Annotated in this window: 10 protein-coding genes; 2 read left to right on the forward strand and 8 right to left on the reverse strand. The window is 37.0% G+C overall.

Annotated elements, in window-relative coordinates; translation table 11 throughout:
* Positions 1-47: 47 nt before the first annotated feature.
* From scpA to P0Y62_12405, 6 genes are all read right to left on the reverse strand, one after another.
* On the reverse strand, positions 48-2,165 hold the full coding sequence (gene scpA / locus P0Y62_12380) for a methylmalonyl-CoA mutase (GenBank protein WEK68647.1): 2,118 nt from the start codon (positions 2,163-2,165) through the stop codon (positions 48-50).
* A 210-nt stretch (positions 2,166-2,375) separates the two neighbouring features.
* Positions 2,376-4,421, reverse strand: coding sequence for a prolyl oligopeptidase family serine peptidase (locus P0Y62_12385; GenBank protein ID WEK71805.1), 2,046 nt, complete (start codon positions 4,419-4,421; stop codon positions 2,376-2,378).
* Positions 4,422-4,595: 174 nt separating this feature from the next.
* Entirely contained in the window at positions 4,596-5,102 is a 507-nt protein-coding gene (locus tag P0Y62_12390) for a hypothetical protein (GenBank protein ID WEK68648.1), read from the reverse strand.
* An 84-nt stretch (positions 5,103-5,186) separates the two neighbouring features.
* Complete coding sequence (gene prfA, locus P0Y62_12395; protein ID WEK68649.1) at positions 5,187-6,272, reverse strand: peptide chain release factor 1; 1,086 nt, start codon at positions 6,270-6,272, stop codon at positions 5,187-5,189.
* Positions 6,273-6,354: 82 nt separating this feature from the next.
* Positions 6,355-9,195 carry an alpha-amylase family glycosyl hydrolase gene (locus P0Y62_12400; GenBank protein ID WEK68650.1) on the reverse strand — a complete coding sequence of 947 codons (2,841 nt, stop codon included), beginning with the start codon at positions 9,193-9,195 and terminating at the stop codon, positions 6,355-6,357.
* Positions 9,196-9,410: 215 nt separating this feature from the next.
* Positions 9,411-11,486 carry a T9SS type A sorting domain-containing protein gene (locus tag P0Y62_12405; GenBank protein WEK68651.1) on the reverse strand — a complete coding sequence of 692 codons (2,076 nt, stop codon included), beginning with the start codon at positions 11,484-11,486 and terminating at the stop codon, positions 9,411-9,413.
* A gap of 160 nt (positions 11,487-11,646) precedes the next feature.
* On the opposite strand from P0Y62_12405, the gene P0Y62_12410 reads away from it, so the two are divergent.
* Complete coding sequence (locus tag P0Y62_12410) at positions 11,647-12,516, forward strand: AraC family transcriptional regulator (protein WEK68652.1); 870 nt, start codon at positions 11,647-11,649, stop codon at positions 12,514-12,516.
* Between the two features lie 98 nt (positions 12,517-12,614).
* Here the strand turns inward: P0Y62_12410 and P0Y62_12415 are convergent, their stop codons facing one another.
* Together P0Y62_12415 and P0Y62_12420 are read right to left on the reverse strand one after the other, a co-directional pair.
* Positions 12,615-12,893: a hypothetical protein gene (locus P0Y62_12415; GenBank protein ID WEK68653.1), complete on the reverse strand. Its 279-nt coding sequence runs from the start codon at positions 12,891-12,893 to the stop codon at positions 12,615-12,617.
* 93 nt (positions 12,894-12,986) lie between these two features.
* Positions 12,987-14,594 (reverse strand): fumarate hydratase, encoded by a 1,608-nt coding sequence (locus tag P0Y62_12420; GenBank protein WEK68654.1) that lies wholly within the window; start codon positions 14,592-14,594, stop codon positions 12,987-12,989.
* Positions 14,595-14,772: 178 nt separating this feature from the next.
* On the opposite strand from P0Y62_12420, the gene fumC reads away from it, so the two are divergent.
* Positions 14,773-16,167, forward strand: coding sequence for a class II fumarate hydratase (gene fumC / locus P0Y62_12425; GenBank protein ID WEK68655.1), 1,395 nt, complete (start codon positions 14,773-14,775; stop codon positions 16,165-16,167).
* The last annotated feature ends 26 nt before the right edge of the window (positions 16,168-16,193 follow it).

The raw sequence follows: 16,193 nt of genomic DNA on the forward strand, positions 1-16,193 counted from the left end.
TGGCTTACAGTACAAACGCCATGCAATTTATGCTTTAAAAAAGTTAATTAATTTAAAAATCTTTCCAAAATATCTACTGCACATTTAGGAAGATTCGTTCCCGGGCCAAAAATAAAATCAGCTCCGTTTGCATACAGGAATTCATAGTCCTGCTGCGGAATAACACCGCCTACAACAATGGTAATATCATCTGCTCCCAACTTTCTCAATTCTTCTACGACTTGCGGAACCAATGTTTTGTGACCTGCTGCCAATGATGAAACACCTAAAATATGAATATCATTTTCAACCGCCTGTTTTGCCACTTCTTCCGGCGTCTGAAATAACGGTGCAACATCCACGTCAAATCCCATATCTGCAAATGCTGTTGCTACTACCTTCGCTCCTCTGTCGTGACCGTCCTGTCCCATTTTTGCCACCATTAATCTTGGACGTCGACCTTCCTCTTCTTCAAATTTCTGAGTAAGATTCAAGGCTTTTTCAAAATATTCGTTTTTCCCTGCGTTCATGGCATAAACTCCTGAAATTGTTCTGATGTTTGCTTTATATCTTCCGAAGCTTTCCTCCATAGCATCACTCATTTCACCAAGGGTTACTCTTCTGCGCGCCGCTTCAATACACAATGCCAAAAGATTCCCTTTACCCGTTTTTGCAGACTCTCTGATTTCATTTAAAATCTGTTCAACGGCTTCGGAGTTTCTGCTTTGTTTTATAGAATTTAATCTTTCGATCTGTTTTCTGCGGACTTCCGTATTATCAATATCCAGGATCTCGATTTCTTCCTGTTTCAAATCTGATCTGAATGAGTTGACTCCAATAATAAATTCTTCGCCACTATCAATTTTTGCCTGCTTTCTTGCTGCTGCCTCTTCAATTCTCATTTTTGGAATACCTGCTTCGATTGCTTTGGTCATTCCGCCTTCCTGCTCCACCTCATCAATATATTTCATGGCTTCTTCGATCATTTGCTGAGTCAAGGATTCCACCAGGTTACTTCCGCCCATCGGATCCACCACATCGCAGATTCCACTTTCCTGTTGAAGGATAATTTGAGTATTTCTAGCAATTTTTGCAGAATAATCTGTAGGAAGAGCAATAGCTTCATCCAAAGCGTTTGTGTGAAGCGATTGAGTTCCTCCCAATGCCGAAGATAATGCTTCAATTGCTGTTCTGGTAATATTGTTGAAAGGTTCCTGCTCTGTTAGAGACCAACCTGAAGTCTGAGAGTGTGTTCTTAATGCTAAAGATTTTGGATTCTGAGGATTGAACTGTTTCAATAATTCAGCCCAGATATATCTTGCCGCACGCATTTTTGCGATTTCCATGAAGTGATTCATTCCGATGGCCCAGAAAAATGATAGTCTTGGCGCAAAATCATCCACATTCATTCCTGCTTTTATTCCTGTTCTTACATATTCCAACCCATCCGCAAGAGTATAAGCCATTTCCAATACTGGTGTCGCTCCGGCTTCCTGCATATGATAACCTGAAATTGAAATTGAGTTGAATTTCGGGATATTCTGAGAAGTATATTCAAAAATATCTGCAATAATCTTCATGGAAGGTGCAGGCGGATAAATGTACGTATTTCTCACCATAAACTCCTTCAGAATATCATTCTGAATAGTTCCTGAAAGTAATTCCTGAGAAACGCCCTGCTCTTCTGCCGCAACAATGTAGAACGATAAAATCGGTAAAACCGCACCATTCATCGTCATGGAAACTGAAATCTGATCTAATGGAATTTCATTAAATAAAATCTTCATATCCTCCACAGAATCGATTGCCACTCCGGCTTTTCCAACATCTCCTACTACTCTTGCATGATCTGAATCATAACCTCTGTGAGTTGCCAAATCGAAAGCTACGGAAAGACCTTTTTGTCCTGCCGCTAAATTTCTTCTGTAGAAAGCATTAGATTCTTCTGCAGTTGAAAACCCTGCATACTGACGAATCGTCCACGGTTTCTGAACATACATGGTAGAATAAGGACCTCTCAAATAAGGGGCAATTCCCGGAGAAGTTTCTGTTAATTCTTTATTTTTAACGTCTTCTGCTTTATAGGAAGATTTTAACTGCAATCCATCTTTTTCGAATGGATAGATTTCCGACTTTTTTTCGGTTATATTAAATTGAGGAGTTTTATTTTGAACTTCTCTTCTCATACTTTCAGATTTATTACCGGCTAAAATTACGGATTTTTGAGATAATAATTTTGTGTTAATTTTTGAAGTAAAAAGGCGATTTTGCAGTACTGCAAAATCGCCTTTATTTTTAATAAAACCATTAAAATTATCTCTTTTTAAACTTTTTTAAGTAAAATACATTGTTAAATTCTTAATTAAAGAAATCCATTTTAACGGATATAATTTCATCTATTTTCCTAATTTCTTAATTCCCATTTCATACAATGCGAAAGAAATCAAATCTGCATTTTCGCCAATTACCTGCTCTGTAGAACGTCCTGCTCCATGTCCTGCATTTTTTTCAATTCTTAATAAAATAGGATTTTTACAAGCCTGTTTTTCCTGCAATTCTGCCCCAAATTTGAAAGAATGTGCCGGAACTACTCTGTCGTCATGATCACTTGTAATAATCATTGTTGAAGGATAGCAAATTCCCGATTTTACATTATGAACTGGCGAATAAGATTTTAAGTATTCAAACATTTCCTTGCTGTCCTCTGCTGTTCCGTAATCGTAAGACCATCCTGCTCCAGCTGTGAATTTATTGTATCTCAACATATCCAAAACTCCAACTCCCGGAAAAGCTACTCTTGCCAGATCGGGACGCATAGTCATGGTTGCTCCGACTAACAAACCTCCGTTTGATCTTCCGGAAAGTGCCATAAATTCTTTTGAAGTATACCCTTTAGCCTGTAAATATTCTCCTGCAGCGATGAAGTCTTCAAAAACATTTTTCTTTTGCTGCTTCGTTCCTGCATCATGCCATTTTTTCCCGTATTCTCCACCACCGCGAATATTCGGTACGGCATAAATTCCACCGTTTTCCATCCAGATGGCATTAACCACAGAGAAAGCAGGTTGCAAACTGATATTGAAACCTCCGTAAGAGTAAAGAATGGTCGGGTTTTTGCCATTAAGCTTTGTCCCTTTTTTATAGTTAATCATCATCGGGATTTTCGTTCCGTCTTTTGAGGTGTAGAATACCTGTTCGGACACGTAATCATCCGGATTGAATTTTACTTTCGGCTTCTGATAGACTTCAGAGCTTCCTGTATCTGCATTGAATTTATAAGTGGTTCCCGGTGTGATGTAGTTGCTGAATGAAAAGTATAGCTCTTTTTCTTCTTTTTTCCCCCCGAAACCTCCAACATTTCCTTTTCCAGGTAGAGCAATTTCCCTGATCAGTTTTCCTGTTTTATCAAACTGTTTTACCTGATCAATCGCATCAATCATATAGGTAGCAAAGAAATATCCACCTCCTGTAGAGATTCCCAATACGTTTTCTGTCTGCGGAATAACGTCTTTCCAGGTTTCCGGCGAAGGGTTTTTGATGGTTGTTTTCACCAGTCGCATATTTGGAGCGTCTTTATCCGTGAAAATATACAGATCATCACCGTACGTATCTACAATGCTTACGTTAATATCAAAGCCTTTATTGATCTGCACAAAATCTCCTCCTTTTTTTAGGTCTTTGATATACAGTTCGTTTCCGTTGGTTGCATTGGCTGCAGAAATAATTAAATATCTCTGATCTTCTGAAACTCCTGCTCCCAAATATCTTCTTGGAGTCTTATCGCCTCCGAAAATTAATTGATCTGCGGATTGCTTTGTTCCTAATTTATGAAAATAGACTTTATGCTTATCTGTCATTCCTGAGAGCACTGTTCCTTCTTTTGGCTTGTCATAGCTTGAATAGTAAAAGCCTTCGTCTCCCTGCCAGGAAATTCCACTGAATTTTACATCCACCAATGTTTCATCAATCTGTTTTTTGGTTATTGCATCGATGATAATGATTTTGTTCCAATCGCTTCCTCCTTCTGAAATGGAATAAGCTGCCAAGTTTCCTTTTTTATTGAAAGACAGCTGAGCCAGAGAAGTTGTTCCTTTTTCTGAGAATTTATTTGGGTCTAAAAAAACTTCTGTCGATTTGGTTTTATTATGGGTTCTGTACAAAACCGACTGCGCCTGAAGACCATCATTTTTATAATAATAAGTGTAATCTCCTTCTTTGAAAGGTGCCGAAATTTTTTCATAATTCCAGATATCTCTCAACTGATCTTTAATCTGATCTCTGAAAGGGATCTTTGAAAGATAATCCTGACTGTGCGCTACTTCTTCATCCACCCATTTTTTTGTTGCTTCAGAATCGTTTTCCAAATCTCTGAATGGATCTGCTACCGCTGTTCCGAAATATGTATCTGTTTGATTTCCTTTTAATGCTTTTGGATAAATCATTTTTTGAGAATAAAAAGTTGCTGAGAATAAAACTCCAGCCGTTAGTAAAATAGGTTTAAAATTCATTGTGAAAGGTTTTTTCAAAAATACGGAATGTGTTTTAAATAAAAAAAGCCTCTGATAACTCAGAAGCTTTTAAACATTCTATTTTAAGTTTAATCATTTAAATATTTTCTAAAATCTATATCCAACTGAAGCTGAAACCTGAGTAATGAATTTAAATTCAGATTCAGTAGTGGGTTGCAAACTTTTTCCTGCCCCCACATTAATTACTCCTTCAAAAAAAAATCCTGATTGTAAAATTGCTTTTTCACCAATTCCAAACCCAGCTCCAATCATCGAATTTCTTTTTCCATTATCTAGTAAATTATTCTCGGAATCTCTTGGAATATAAGAACCATACATCGCAAAACCTTCCAGAAAAAGATCTGAAGCATAAGCATAAGCATCTTGATGAAGATATCTTCTGTAATAAGGCATGGCATAATAGCTTTCTGTTTTCTTCATAAAAACTCTTGCTCCAATTCCAGAGTTTGAATTAAGTATTCTTTCGTAACCGATTCCGATCCTGTTAAAAAACAGCCCAAATCCATCAATTTTAAATTCGTTGGATTGATATTCATTTTGTGAGAAACATAAAAAAGAGCTTAATAAGAACCCCAAGAGAATCATTTTTTTCATTAAAATGGTTTTAGTTTTTTTCAAAAATAAATAAAAAAGACCTCTGAGCAAACAGAAGTCTTTATATTTAGTAAAAGAAAAAATTTAGTAATTCTCCTCTTCTCCTTTCATTTTTTCAGCATTTTCAGCCATGATTACCGCGTCGATCATTTCAGAAATATCTCCATTCATATACGCATCAAGATTATACATGGATTTGTTGATTCTGTGATCCGTAACTCTTCCCTGCGGATAGTTGTACGTTTTAATCTTTGCCGAACGGTCACCTGTAGAAACCATTGATTTACGCTGTGCAGCAATATCTCCCTGTACTTTTTGCAATTCGATGTCGTATAATTTGGTACGAAGCATTTCCATTGCCAATTCACGGTTTGCTAACTGAGAACGAGCCTGCTGACAAACCACCACCAATCCTGAAGGTTTGTGAGTCAACTGTACTTTTGTTTCTACCTTGTTTACGTTCTGACCTCCTGCTCCTCCGGAACGCGAAGTCTGCATTTCAATATCTGCAGGATTCAGTTCAAAATCTACTTCTTCAGCTTCTGGTAAAACTGCTACTGTAATAGCCGAAGTATGAACTCTTCCCTGAGATTCTGTTTCCGGAACACGCTGTACACGGTGAACTCCCGATTCGAATTTCATAATTCCGTATACACCTTCTCCTTCCACTTTCATGATCAGTTCTTTGTAGCCTTTTGCCGCTTCATTAGAGTCGGTTACTTCATGTCTCCATCCTTTTGTTTTAAAGTACATGGTATACATTCTGTACACATCTTCTACGAAAATGGCAGCTTCATCGCCCCCGGTTCCGGCACGAAGTTCCACAATGACGTTTTTGTCATCCGCAGGATCTTTAGGAATCAGCAGTACTTTAAGCTCTTCTTCAATTCCAGGAATTTTGTCCTGAGCTTCCAGTTTTTCCATTTTTGCAAGATCTACCAAATCTCTGTCTGAACCATCTGCAATGATTTCTTCAGATTCTTCAATGGTATCTAAAGCCGCTTTATATTGATCGTAAACTTTTACAATTTTTCCCAAATCACTATATTCTTTGTTTAAAGAAGAATATCTTTTCTGGTCTGAAATAACATCAGGCTGAATAATAAGGTCCGCAACCTCATTGTATCTTTGTTTTATAGCTTCCAGTTTTGGAATTAAACTTTTAGACATAGTGAAAATTTAGTTGGCAAAGATACGGAATTGATAACGAACAAAAAAAGCCCATTTTCATGAGCTTTAAATTTATATATTTTTATCTGATAATCATTTTCTGAATAGCAACTCCTGTTTCCGATTTCAACTGAACAAGATATGTTCCGGCTGGATAATTTATTGTAAACTCGTAAGTTCCGTTTTCATTATTAAGTTTAAAGGAATCCATCTTTTTTCCGGACAGGTCATAAATTGTAATCTTACCATTTTTCGCTTTACTATAAATGAATTTAGCAATCCCTTTTTTCACCGGATTATCAGCAACCTGAAGAGACAATCTGCTTTCAGAGTTCACTTCTGAAACTGATAAGGTTCCATCCGTACTTCCAAGAATTCTGAATTCTCCCGGCTGTAATGTAATCGGGGCAGTTGTTGAAGCTACGTTCAGGACGGTATTATCCATCAGGTTTTTCCATTGTCCGGTATATGGAAAATAGGGAACTACATTTTTTGACGTAATTCCGTAATTAGCAAGAACCACAATATTTTTCAGATCTGTTCCCGTTAATGTTGTATCATACACATAAATTCTCGTAATCAGTCCGTCAGGATCGTTCGTCAGATTGTTTGATTCTACTGTATAGGTTTTTGATTTGAAAACGGGATTGGCATTTCTGATATTGATAATCTGCGCCCAAGTGTTATATACCGCTTTTCTATTGGCATCTGTATCATAACCCAGAGTAAAAGCAACCGGTTTTTCATCGGTACGGCAATTGGTATTGATAGTTCCGTCGGTACATCTGTTGATACTGAAACCATATCCCAATTCTCCGAACTGCCATATCATTTTAGGTCCCGGAATCGTAAAGAATGTTGCCCCAAAAGTCTTCATTCTATCCAATGCGGTATTAAGATTTTTCACATCATACGTTCCGTTTGCAGCGCCATAAGCAAGGTTCTTAAACATCAGCCTTTCTTCATCATGACTTTCGCCGTACCCTACTGCTCTCATATTAGTAAAACCATGAAGTTCATGATCCATCCGATCAAAATTACTGTTCGATACATATCCCATTGTGTTTTGATTATAAGGATCTGTCTGCTTATTCCAAAGCATTACGCCTTTTCCTTCAGCAACCCTGTAGTTTGCCCATTGCTGCTCTTCTACATCCGTTCCCAAATGCTCAAAAATCATATATGAATTCGGATCAATATTCCATTGTTTATCGGCATAATATTTTAGAATGTCGACTCTGTCCTGTTGATAAGCATTGGTACAGGTTTCATCATTTTCCGAACAATTTTGAGTAAAGCCTTTAGTAAGATCCCAGCGGAACCCATCGATATGATATTCTGTCAGCCATTGTTGCAGACATCTTTCAACGTAATATTTAGTCGAAAGACTTGAATGATTGAAATCATTAAATACATTATATGAATGTTTCGGAATGGTATTGAAGTATGGATTGTTTGCGGCTACATCTCCATAACCGTCTCCATCAGGATCTACATTCCAAAGTCTGACCAAAGGAGAGCGCCCTGTTGCATGATTAAAAGCAATATCTAAAATCACTGCAATTCCGTTCTGGTGACACAAATCTATAAATTCTTTAAATTTTTCAGGCGTTCCGTAAGCTTTATCTAAGGCGTAATGAAAGGATGTATTGTAACCCCAGGAAAGGTTTCCTTCAAATTCCATAACCGGAAGAAGTTCGATGGCATTGATTTTTAAATCTTTTAAATAATTGATCTTATTGATCAGTGACTGCCAGTTTTTTTCCTGGGTAAAGTCTCTTAGTAACAATTCATACACCACTAAATTTTCTTTGCTTGGTCTTGTAAAGTTGGTGATCTGCCAATTGTAAGGAGTTTGTCCTGTTTTAAACATTGAAACTTCAAAACCCTGTCCTGCAGGAAAAGCCGGAAGATTCGGATAAGTAGTTGATAAAATTGATGGATCATCATACGAAGACAGAATCTGCGGAGAGTAAGGATCCGCCACTTTTTTCAGATCATTGGTTCTGTATTGAAAAGTATATAACTGCTGTGGAGTAAGTCCATTTAGCTCATACCAGTAAAGATCGGGATTCGTGGTATCTCTTTTCATCAGATAGGCATCATTTACGCTCCAATTATTAAAGCTTCCGATCAGATGAACAAAGTTTTTGTAGGGTGCATACAAGGCAAAGCCTACTCGTGTAGGATCAGCCGGATCGTAATTAATTCCCTGTCTGATCCAGCTTGGAATGGGTTGAGAAATTACATTTCTTGGAACCTGCAAAATGAACTTGGCATTTTTAGAACCGGAACCCTGATTAGCAATTAATTCCATATCTGCATCTTGTGTCACTGTATAGTTGTAAGCGTATGAAGTAGATGGCGTAGAAGTGGAATGTACAACGACTCCATTTGCTTTTAGCTGAAAGGTTGCATTAACATTTGTATTGGCTGTGATATTGATTGAATTTCCTACCGGAACGGAAGTTAAGCTATTCACAGAAGGATTGGTAAGCGTTAAGTTTAAAACTCCAACATTTACCAAAACATCGGGAGAGGTTTGATGCGCTCCGGTTTTATCTTTTAGTAGAAACCCTAATCTTCCAATTCCCGTTCTGTTGTAGAATGCTGTCGGAGTAAAGCTTAAAGAATAAGTATCCGTTCCTGCATTATAATTTAATTTATTTAAATCATTCGAATTATTCCAACTTCCATTGGTAGGACAATCCTGACTGTTTTGGTAATTAGTGTCTAAAGACCATGACCAAATATAGATCGCATTATTAGTAACTCCCCAAGCGGTTTCATCAATCTGGTTGCCGGGAATCGTTAAAGTAATCGCATCTGTTTCGTTAAACGGATTCGGGTTAATCGTATAACTTATTTGCCCAAAAACAAAAGCTACAAAAAGCATCATGATTCCGGAATATAATTTTCTCATATGATCTAGTTTTTCATATTAATAAATACTAAAGTAATTCATTTTCCAGAATTATTGTTTTTTTAATATAAAATTTTAGATTTTATGCGATTTAAAAACTATGCATTGATGAGTTTCCTTTACTTGTAAACCAATGGAGCACATGATTTAGCCGAATTATAAAAAAACAAAAGGCTTTTGTAAGCCTTTTGTCTATCAATCTAATATGAACGGAATTAGTTTTTAATCACCTTTTTAGAAATTGTCTGTCCGTTTTTTAGTTTTACCTCTACAATATACACCCCGTTTGGAAAGCCCTGCAGATTGACTTGATTATTAGAGAACTGAACATTTATTCTTTGCCCTACCATATTGGTAACATTGACAGCATCAATGAATGAATCAACTTTAATATTCAAAATATCTTTTGTAGGATTCGGATAAATACCAAGACTTACACGTTTGATATCTGATGTTCCCAGCGCAGAAGTTTCTTTTATACATCTTAGTGACTGACCTTGTCCTCTGGGGCCTCCTGAAGCCGCATTCGCAATCGTTGTCCCAACATAAAGATACTTTCCTCCCGAACCCGACACATCAGAACTCCAGTAATATCCTCTTTGTCCTGCATAAGTAAAAGAACCATCAATAGGGCTTCTGTTACCAGCAGCAGGAAGTTTAAGCTTACTGTTAAATGCAGCAACAGGATTTGAAATACCTTCTGCATTCACAGCTGTAGTCCAATCTGCCTGAGTTGGCAATCTCCAACCTTGTCCAATGGCTTTACAAGGATCTATTCCGATTTCTGAAGTAATGCCAGTAATATTTTCGCCTGACCATTTATCCGTTAATGCATTGGCACTCCACCAATAATTACTCGTTCCTGAACCGATAATAAATGAAGTAATCCCTGACAAACCAGAAGGATTATTGACCGAAGGCATAGACGCGGTCGAAGAATTTCGCCCTTGGTGACCGTCATCCCATCTTCCCCATTGGAAAAGGTCTCCATACGAATCTGTATCTGTCATTGAAGCAGCTACCTGAGTACTCCCTAAATTCTGTTGAAGCCAAATTTTTCCATCCTGCCCTCTTACCGTTGTATAAGAAACAGGCTGTCCTTTATAAGTAAAACTTACACAACCTGTATCTCCAGGATTCGATCCCGGATCAGTATTGTTACAAGCCGGAGTAAGAGAAATTCTCTTTACTCTCACACCACTTTGCGAATAAGTAAGCACTAACGAATTACTAACCGTATCATATTGCAAATCATTATATGTTGCTGTAGCGTCAGATACGAAATCGCCTCCAAAAGTCATCCAAGTATTCGTAGTAGCATTATATTCATACACTGTATTTTTTCCTCCGTTAATGATCCAGCCGCTTGCCACAACATATATTTTTCCTGTTGGTGTTACTGCAACGGCTACATTATAAAGATCATTTGAAATTCCAAAATTTGCATCCCCTACCTGTTCCCAATCAGTACCATTGAATTTTTTCACATTAAGCTTTCTGTTATTTGAAGCATTGGAGGAATAGACTACATATAATTTGTTATCTGCTCCTATAGCAATATCCGAAGTCGCATTTACCCCTTCTGTAAAGGTAGTTCCAACTGAAGCACCTCCAACTAAAGTCCAAACATCTGATGAAGAAGCCGTTAAAGAATTTTCAAATACTTTTACTCCTGATGAATTCTGACAGACATATACTTTTCCGTTAGTTCCGATCACCATTTCAGCATTATAGGGAACTCCACCCGCAATTCCTGTTGGACCAACCTGTTCCCAGGTCCCGCTTACATAACGTTTTACTGTACCAGAATCTACAGAACCATACACAAAAAGATCTCCGTTTGGGGCTACTGCGGATGCCTGATAATTTGTGGTGGCACTAAATGCGTTTGGAAGCTGGCTCCATGAAGTTCCGTCAAATTTCCGAACTTCCATTCCTGAATTTGGATAGGCCCATTGATTGGTGTAATATAATCTTCCTGAAGTGTCTACAGATAACGAACTGAATGTTGCACTTCCTGTCGTAACCCCTGCAGAACCTCCAACATAAGACCAGGATGTTCCATTAAATTTTTGAACAGAGCCTTTTCCCAACGCTACATCATAATAGGAAACATAATAATTCCCCTGTGCATCAATTACCAAATTGTTGTAGCTTGATGTACCGGAAGAAAGATTTCCAGGTATTCCTACATCCTGCCATTGCTGGGCAGACATAGCTCCCGTTGCAATGATTAATGTTCCTAATCCAAACCTAATTCTGGTCGCCACAAAATATAAATTTTTAAACATTTGAATATTTATTTTTATTTATTCTAAATTAATTATATTAAATTTGCGCAAAATTACTTGTATCGGATTAAGTATTGTTATCATCTCCAAACTATTGCTAATCATACAATCTATAAAAAGAAAAGAGTGATTTTTTAATAATAAATTGAAAAACCGCCATATGAAGAATACTATCAAGGAGGGGCAAATTTATCATTCAGACGCAATCTCTATCCTCTTACACACTAATTCAAATGAGGAAAAATACCTTAAATCGAATTTAGTGGAAGGAAAGTCCAGTTTTAATCTTCTTTTTTTACTGAGTCCCAATATTAATTTGGAAGCGGAAGACTGCGGAACTCAATTTTCATTCAAAGAAAATCAATACATTCTCCACTATTCTTCAAAAGAGAGTAAAGCTAAGCTATGGACACAAAACCAGGAGTCTTTAAAGTATTTGCAGATTCAAATCACATATCAGTATATTTTTAATCTTTTCAATCCTCAAAAAAGCAAAGAGAGCGCAGATATACTTGAACAAATGACAAAAAATAATTTCATTTTCCTGCACAAACAGACGCCTCCTTTGATGACGGTAGAAATGCATATTATTCTGAAAGAGATTATCGAATATTCAAAGAAGGGAATGTTACAAAAACTATTCGTAGAGGCAAAAATTATTAAGCTTTTGATTTTAATTTTTGAACAGTTTACCGAAAAAGACAATGCTGAAAACACTTCGAAACTCCATATCCGCATCAAAAAATACATTGACGAAAATTACCATAAAAGCCTGAAGATAATCGAGCTAAGCAAAGAACTTGGAATTAATGAAAATAAAATCAGGAAAGAGTTTAAAGAGCATTATCATTCAACCATTGTAGATTATGTTTGCGAGCTTAGAATGCTGAAGGCCAAGAAACTTATCATTGATAAAAACATTATGATCAAAGAAATAGCAATAGACTGCGGATATGAGTATGTACAGAATTTCTCCAGAGCGTTTAAAAAGAAGTTTGGGATATCTCCGGAAAAACTCAGAAATGGATAAAACAGAAAAACCACTAATAAATTAGTGGTTTTAATATATGTTGTTTTGCTTTGATATTGCTCTTTCAGAATTCAGGTGAAAAAGCAATGACATACAAATTAATGATGTCCGTGACTATCGTGAATAAAAGGACCGTGACCTTTAGGCGAGTTGTAAATAACTTCTACTCCTTCTTGTTCGTAAACCATTTTACTTCTAATTTCTTCCGGATCAAAAGGAGCTACTTTACCAAAGTATTCTTTCAAACCTTCAGTCAACCACATTGGAATCACCAATCCGAAAAACATAAAAATACACCAGAATCCTACTAAGAACATTGTAAAAAAGTAGATCGTCCAAAGGAACTGATAAAACGGCCAAAATGCTGATAACATCATTTTACTTAATATTTTAGGCAAAAATAGAACTTTTTTCTTTTTTATACAAAAGATACAGGTCCTATTTTCTTATTTATTTTAATTTTAAACTAATTAGTGTGCCAGATCTGCAAAGAAGTCATTTCCTTTATCATCGGTAATGATGAATGCAGGGAAATCTTTTACCTCAATTTTTCTTACCGCTTCCATTCCTAATTCAGGGAAGTCTACTACCTCAACTGAAAGAATATTGTCTTTTGCTAAAATTGCAGCCGGACCTCCGATTGACCCTAAATAAAAACCTCCATACTTTCCACAGGCATTTGTCACATCTTTGCTTCTGTTTCCTTTTGCCAGCATGATCATACTTCCACCATGGCTCTGGAATTCATCCACATATACATCCATTCTTCCTGCCGTTGTAGGTCCGAAACTTCCTGAGGCCATTCCTTCCGGAGTTTTTGCAGGTCCTGCATAATAAATCGGGTGATTTTTAAAATATTCAGGCATTGGTTTACCACTGTCAAGAATTTCTTTGATTTTTGCGTGGGCGATATCTCTCGCCACAATTAAAGTTCCGTTTAATTTTAATCTTGTTTTGATCGGATATTTTGAAAGCTCCGCTAAAATTTCAGGCATTGGCTTATTCAAATCAATCTCAACTGCTTCTTCCAGATGCGGAGGAGTGTCTGGCAAAAATCTCTTTGGGTCCTGCTCCAATTGCTCTAAGAAAATCCCTTCTTTTGTAATTTTTCCTTTAATATTTCTGTCAGCCGAACAAGAAACTCCCATTCCTACAGGACAAGACGCCGCGTGACGAGGAAGTCTGATTACTCTCACATCATGCGTTAAATATTTACCTCCGAATTGTGCTCCAATCGCACTTTCCTGGCAGATTTTCTGAACTTTTGCTTCCCATTCCAAATCTCTGAAAGCCTGTCCTGCTTCATTTCCTTCTGTCGGAAGATGGTCATAATATTTTGCAGAAGCTTTTTTCACCGCTGCTAAATTTGCTTCAGCAGAAGTTCCACCGATAACCAAAGCTAAGTGGTAAGGCGGGCAAGCCGCTGTTCCTAAATCAGAAATTCTTTCTTTAACAAATTCTTCAAGAGATTTCTCGTTCAGCAAAGATTTTGTCTTTTGATAAAGGAATGTCTTGTTGGCTGAACCACCTCCTTTTGTTAAGAATAAAAATTCGTAGTAATCTCCTTTTTTAGCATAAATATCAATCTGTGCAGGAAGGTTTGAACCTGAATTTTTCTCGTCAAACATCGTTAAAGGAACAACCTGAGAATATCTTAAATTTCTTTTTTGATAGGTATTATAAATTCCTTTGCTTAAATATTCACCATCATCAACTCCCGTATACACATTTTCACCTTTTTTACCCATCACAATCGCCGTTCCTGTATCCTGACAAGAAGGTAAAGCCCCCTCTACCGCAACCGCAGCATTCTGTAATAAATTATAAGCAACAAATCTATCATTATCTGTAGCTTCAGGATCATCAATAATTCTTCTCAAACTTTCCAAATGCGAAGAACGAAGCATAAAAGAAACGTCTGCCATAGCTTCTTCAGCTAGTAGTTCAAGACCTTTCGGATCTACCGTTAAAATTTCTCTGTCTCCTAATTTTTCAACTTTTACATAGTCTGAAGTAAGTTTCTTGTACACCGTATTATCTTTCTGAATCGGATACGGATCCTGATATCTAAATTCCATTTCAATTTTTTATTGACACAAAAATACAGCTTACCTAAAAAAGCATGAGCAAAATCAGAGACTTAGATTGATATTTATAATGATTATAAATTGCAGGGTTTTCCATTATTGAGTAACTTTATACAATGTTATTCCACCCTTAAATCACAAAATTTAATCTAAATAAAATTTCAATCACATGAATTACAGAATAGAAAAAGACACCATGGGCGAAGTGCAGGTTCCGGCTGATAAGTTTTGGGGTGCACAAACCGAACGATCAAGAAATAATTTCAAAATAGGACCTGAAGGTTCTATGCCGCACGAAATTATTGAAGCTTTTGCTTACTTAAAAAAAGCGGCAGCATACGCCAACACCGATCTGGGTGTTCTTTCCGCTGAGAAAAGAGATATGATCACGAAAGTTTGCGAAGAAATTTTAGAAGGAAAGCTTAATGATCAGTTTCCTTTGGTAATCTGGCAAACAGGATCAGGAACGCAGTCTAACATGAATGTGAATGAAATCGTTTCTAACAGAGCTCATGTAAACAATGGCGGAACTTTAGGTGAGAAATCAGAAATTCATCCGAATGACGACGTAAATAAATCCCAGTCTTCCAATGATACGTATCCAACAGCAATGCATATTGCAGCGTACAAAAAAGTAGTTGAAACAACAATCCCAGCCGTTGAAAAATTAAGAGATACTTTAGCCCAAAAATCAGAGGCTTTTAAAGATGTTGTTAAAATCGGAAGAACCCATTTGATGGATGCAACGCCTTTAACTCTAGGACAGGAATTTTCAGGATATGTTGCTCAATTAAATTTCGGAATCAAAGCTTTAAAAAATACCTTACCTCATCTTTCCGAGCTTGCTTTGGGGGGAACTGCCGTAGGAACAGGTTTGAATACTCCAAAAGGCTATGACGTAAAAGTTGCCGAATATATTTCAAAATTCACCAATCATCCTTTTGTAACGGCTGAAAATAAATTTGAAGCTCTGGCTGCTCATGATGCAATTGTAGAGTCTCATGGAGCTTTAAAACAATTGGCGGTTTCTTTATATAAAATTGCTCAGGACATCAGATTACTGGCTTCCGGACCACGTTCCGGAATCGGGGAAATTCACATTCCTGAAAATGAACCGGGCTCTTCAATCATGCCGGGAAAAGTAAATCCTACTCAAAATGAAGCTATGACGATGGTTTGTGCGCAGGTTTTAGGAAATGATACTACTATTTCTTTTGCAGGAACTCAAGGAAATTACGAGCTGAATGTTTTCAAACCGGTAATGGCTTTTAATTTCTTACAATCTGCTCAGTTAATTGCTGATGCATGTATTTCATTTAATGATCACTGTGCCGTCGGAATCGAACCGAATCATGAGAGAATCAAAGAACTTGTAGATAAATCCCTGATGTTGGTAACAGCTTTGAATACTCATATCGGATATGAAAATGCTGCAAAAATTGCAAAAACAGCTCATAAAAACGGTACAACCCTAAAAGAAGAAGCTATCAATCTAGGACTTTTAACGGCTGAACAATTCGATGAATGGGTAAAACCTGAAGATATGGTAGGTAGTTTAAAGTAAGATCTCATCATAAACAAAAGCACTCT

This window comes from Candidatus Chryseobacterium colombiense (assembly GCA_029203185.1).
Classification (GTDB): Bacteria; Bacteroidota; Bacteroidia; order Flavobacteriales; family Weeksellaceae; genus Chryseobacterium; species Chryseobacterium colombiense.

Coding starts and splice junctions, on each gene's coding strand:
- P0Y62_12410 (WEK68652.1), top strand. CDS start 11,647: ATGAAGAATACTATCAAGGAGGGGCAAATTTATCATTCAGACGCAATC.
- P0Y62_12400 (WEK68650.1), bottom strand. CDS start 9,195: ATGAGAAAATTATATTCCGGAATCATGATGCTTTTTGTAGCTTTTGTT.
- P0Y62_12420 (WEK68654.1), bottom strand. CDS start 14,594: ATGGAATTTAGATATCAGGATCCGTATCCGATTCAGAAAGATAATACG.
- P0Y62_12390 (WEK68648.1), bottom strand. CDS start 5,102: ATGAAAAAAATGATTCTCTTGGGGTTCTTATTAAGCTCTTTTTTATGT.
- fumC (WEK68655.1), top strand. CDS start 14,773: ATGAATTACAGAATAGAAAAAGACACCATGGGCGAAGTGCAGGTTCCG.
- P0Y62_12415 (WEK68653.1), bottom strand. CDS start 12,893: ATGATGTTATCAGCATTTTGGCCGTTTTATCAGTTCCTTTGGACGATC.
- P0Y62_12385 (WEK71805.1), bottom strand. CDS start 4,421: ATGATTTATCCAAAAGCATTAAAAGGAAATCAAACAGATACATATTTC.
- prfA (WEK68649.1), bottom strand. CDS start 6,272: ATGTCTAAAAGTTTAATTCCAAAACTGGAAGCTATAAAACAAAGATAC.
- P0Y62_12405 (WEK68651.1), bottom strand. CDS start 11,486: ATGTTTAAAAATTTATATTTTGTGGCGACCAGAATTAGGTTTGGATTA.
- scpA (WEK68647.1), bottom strand. CDS start 2,165: ATGAGAAGAGAAGTTCAAAATAAAACTCCTCAATTTAATATAACCGAA.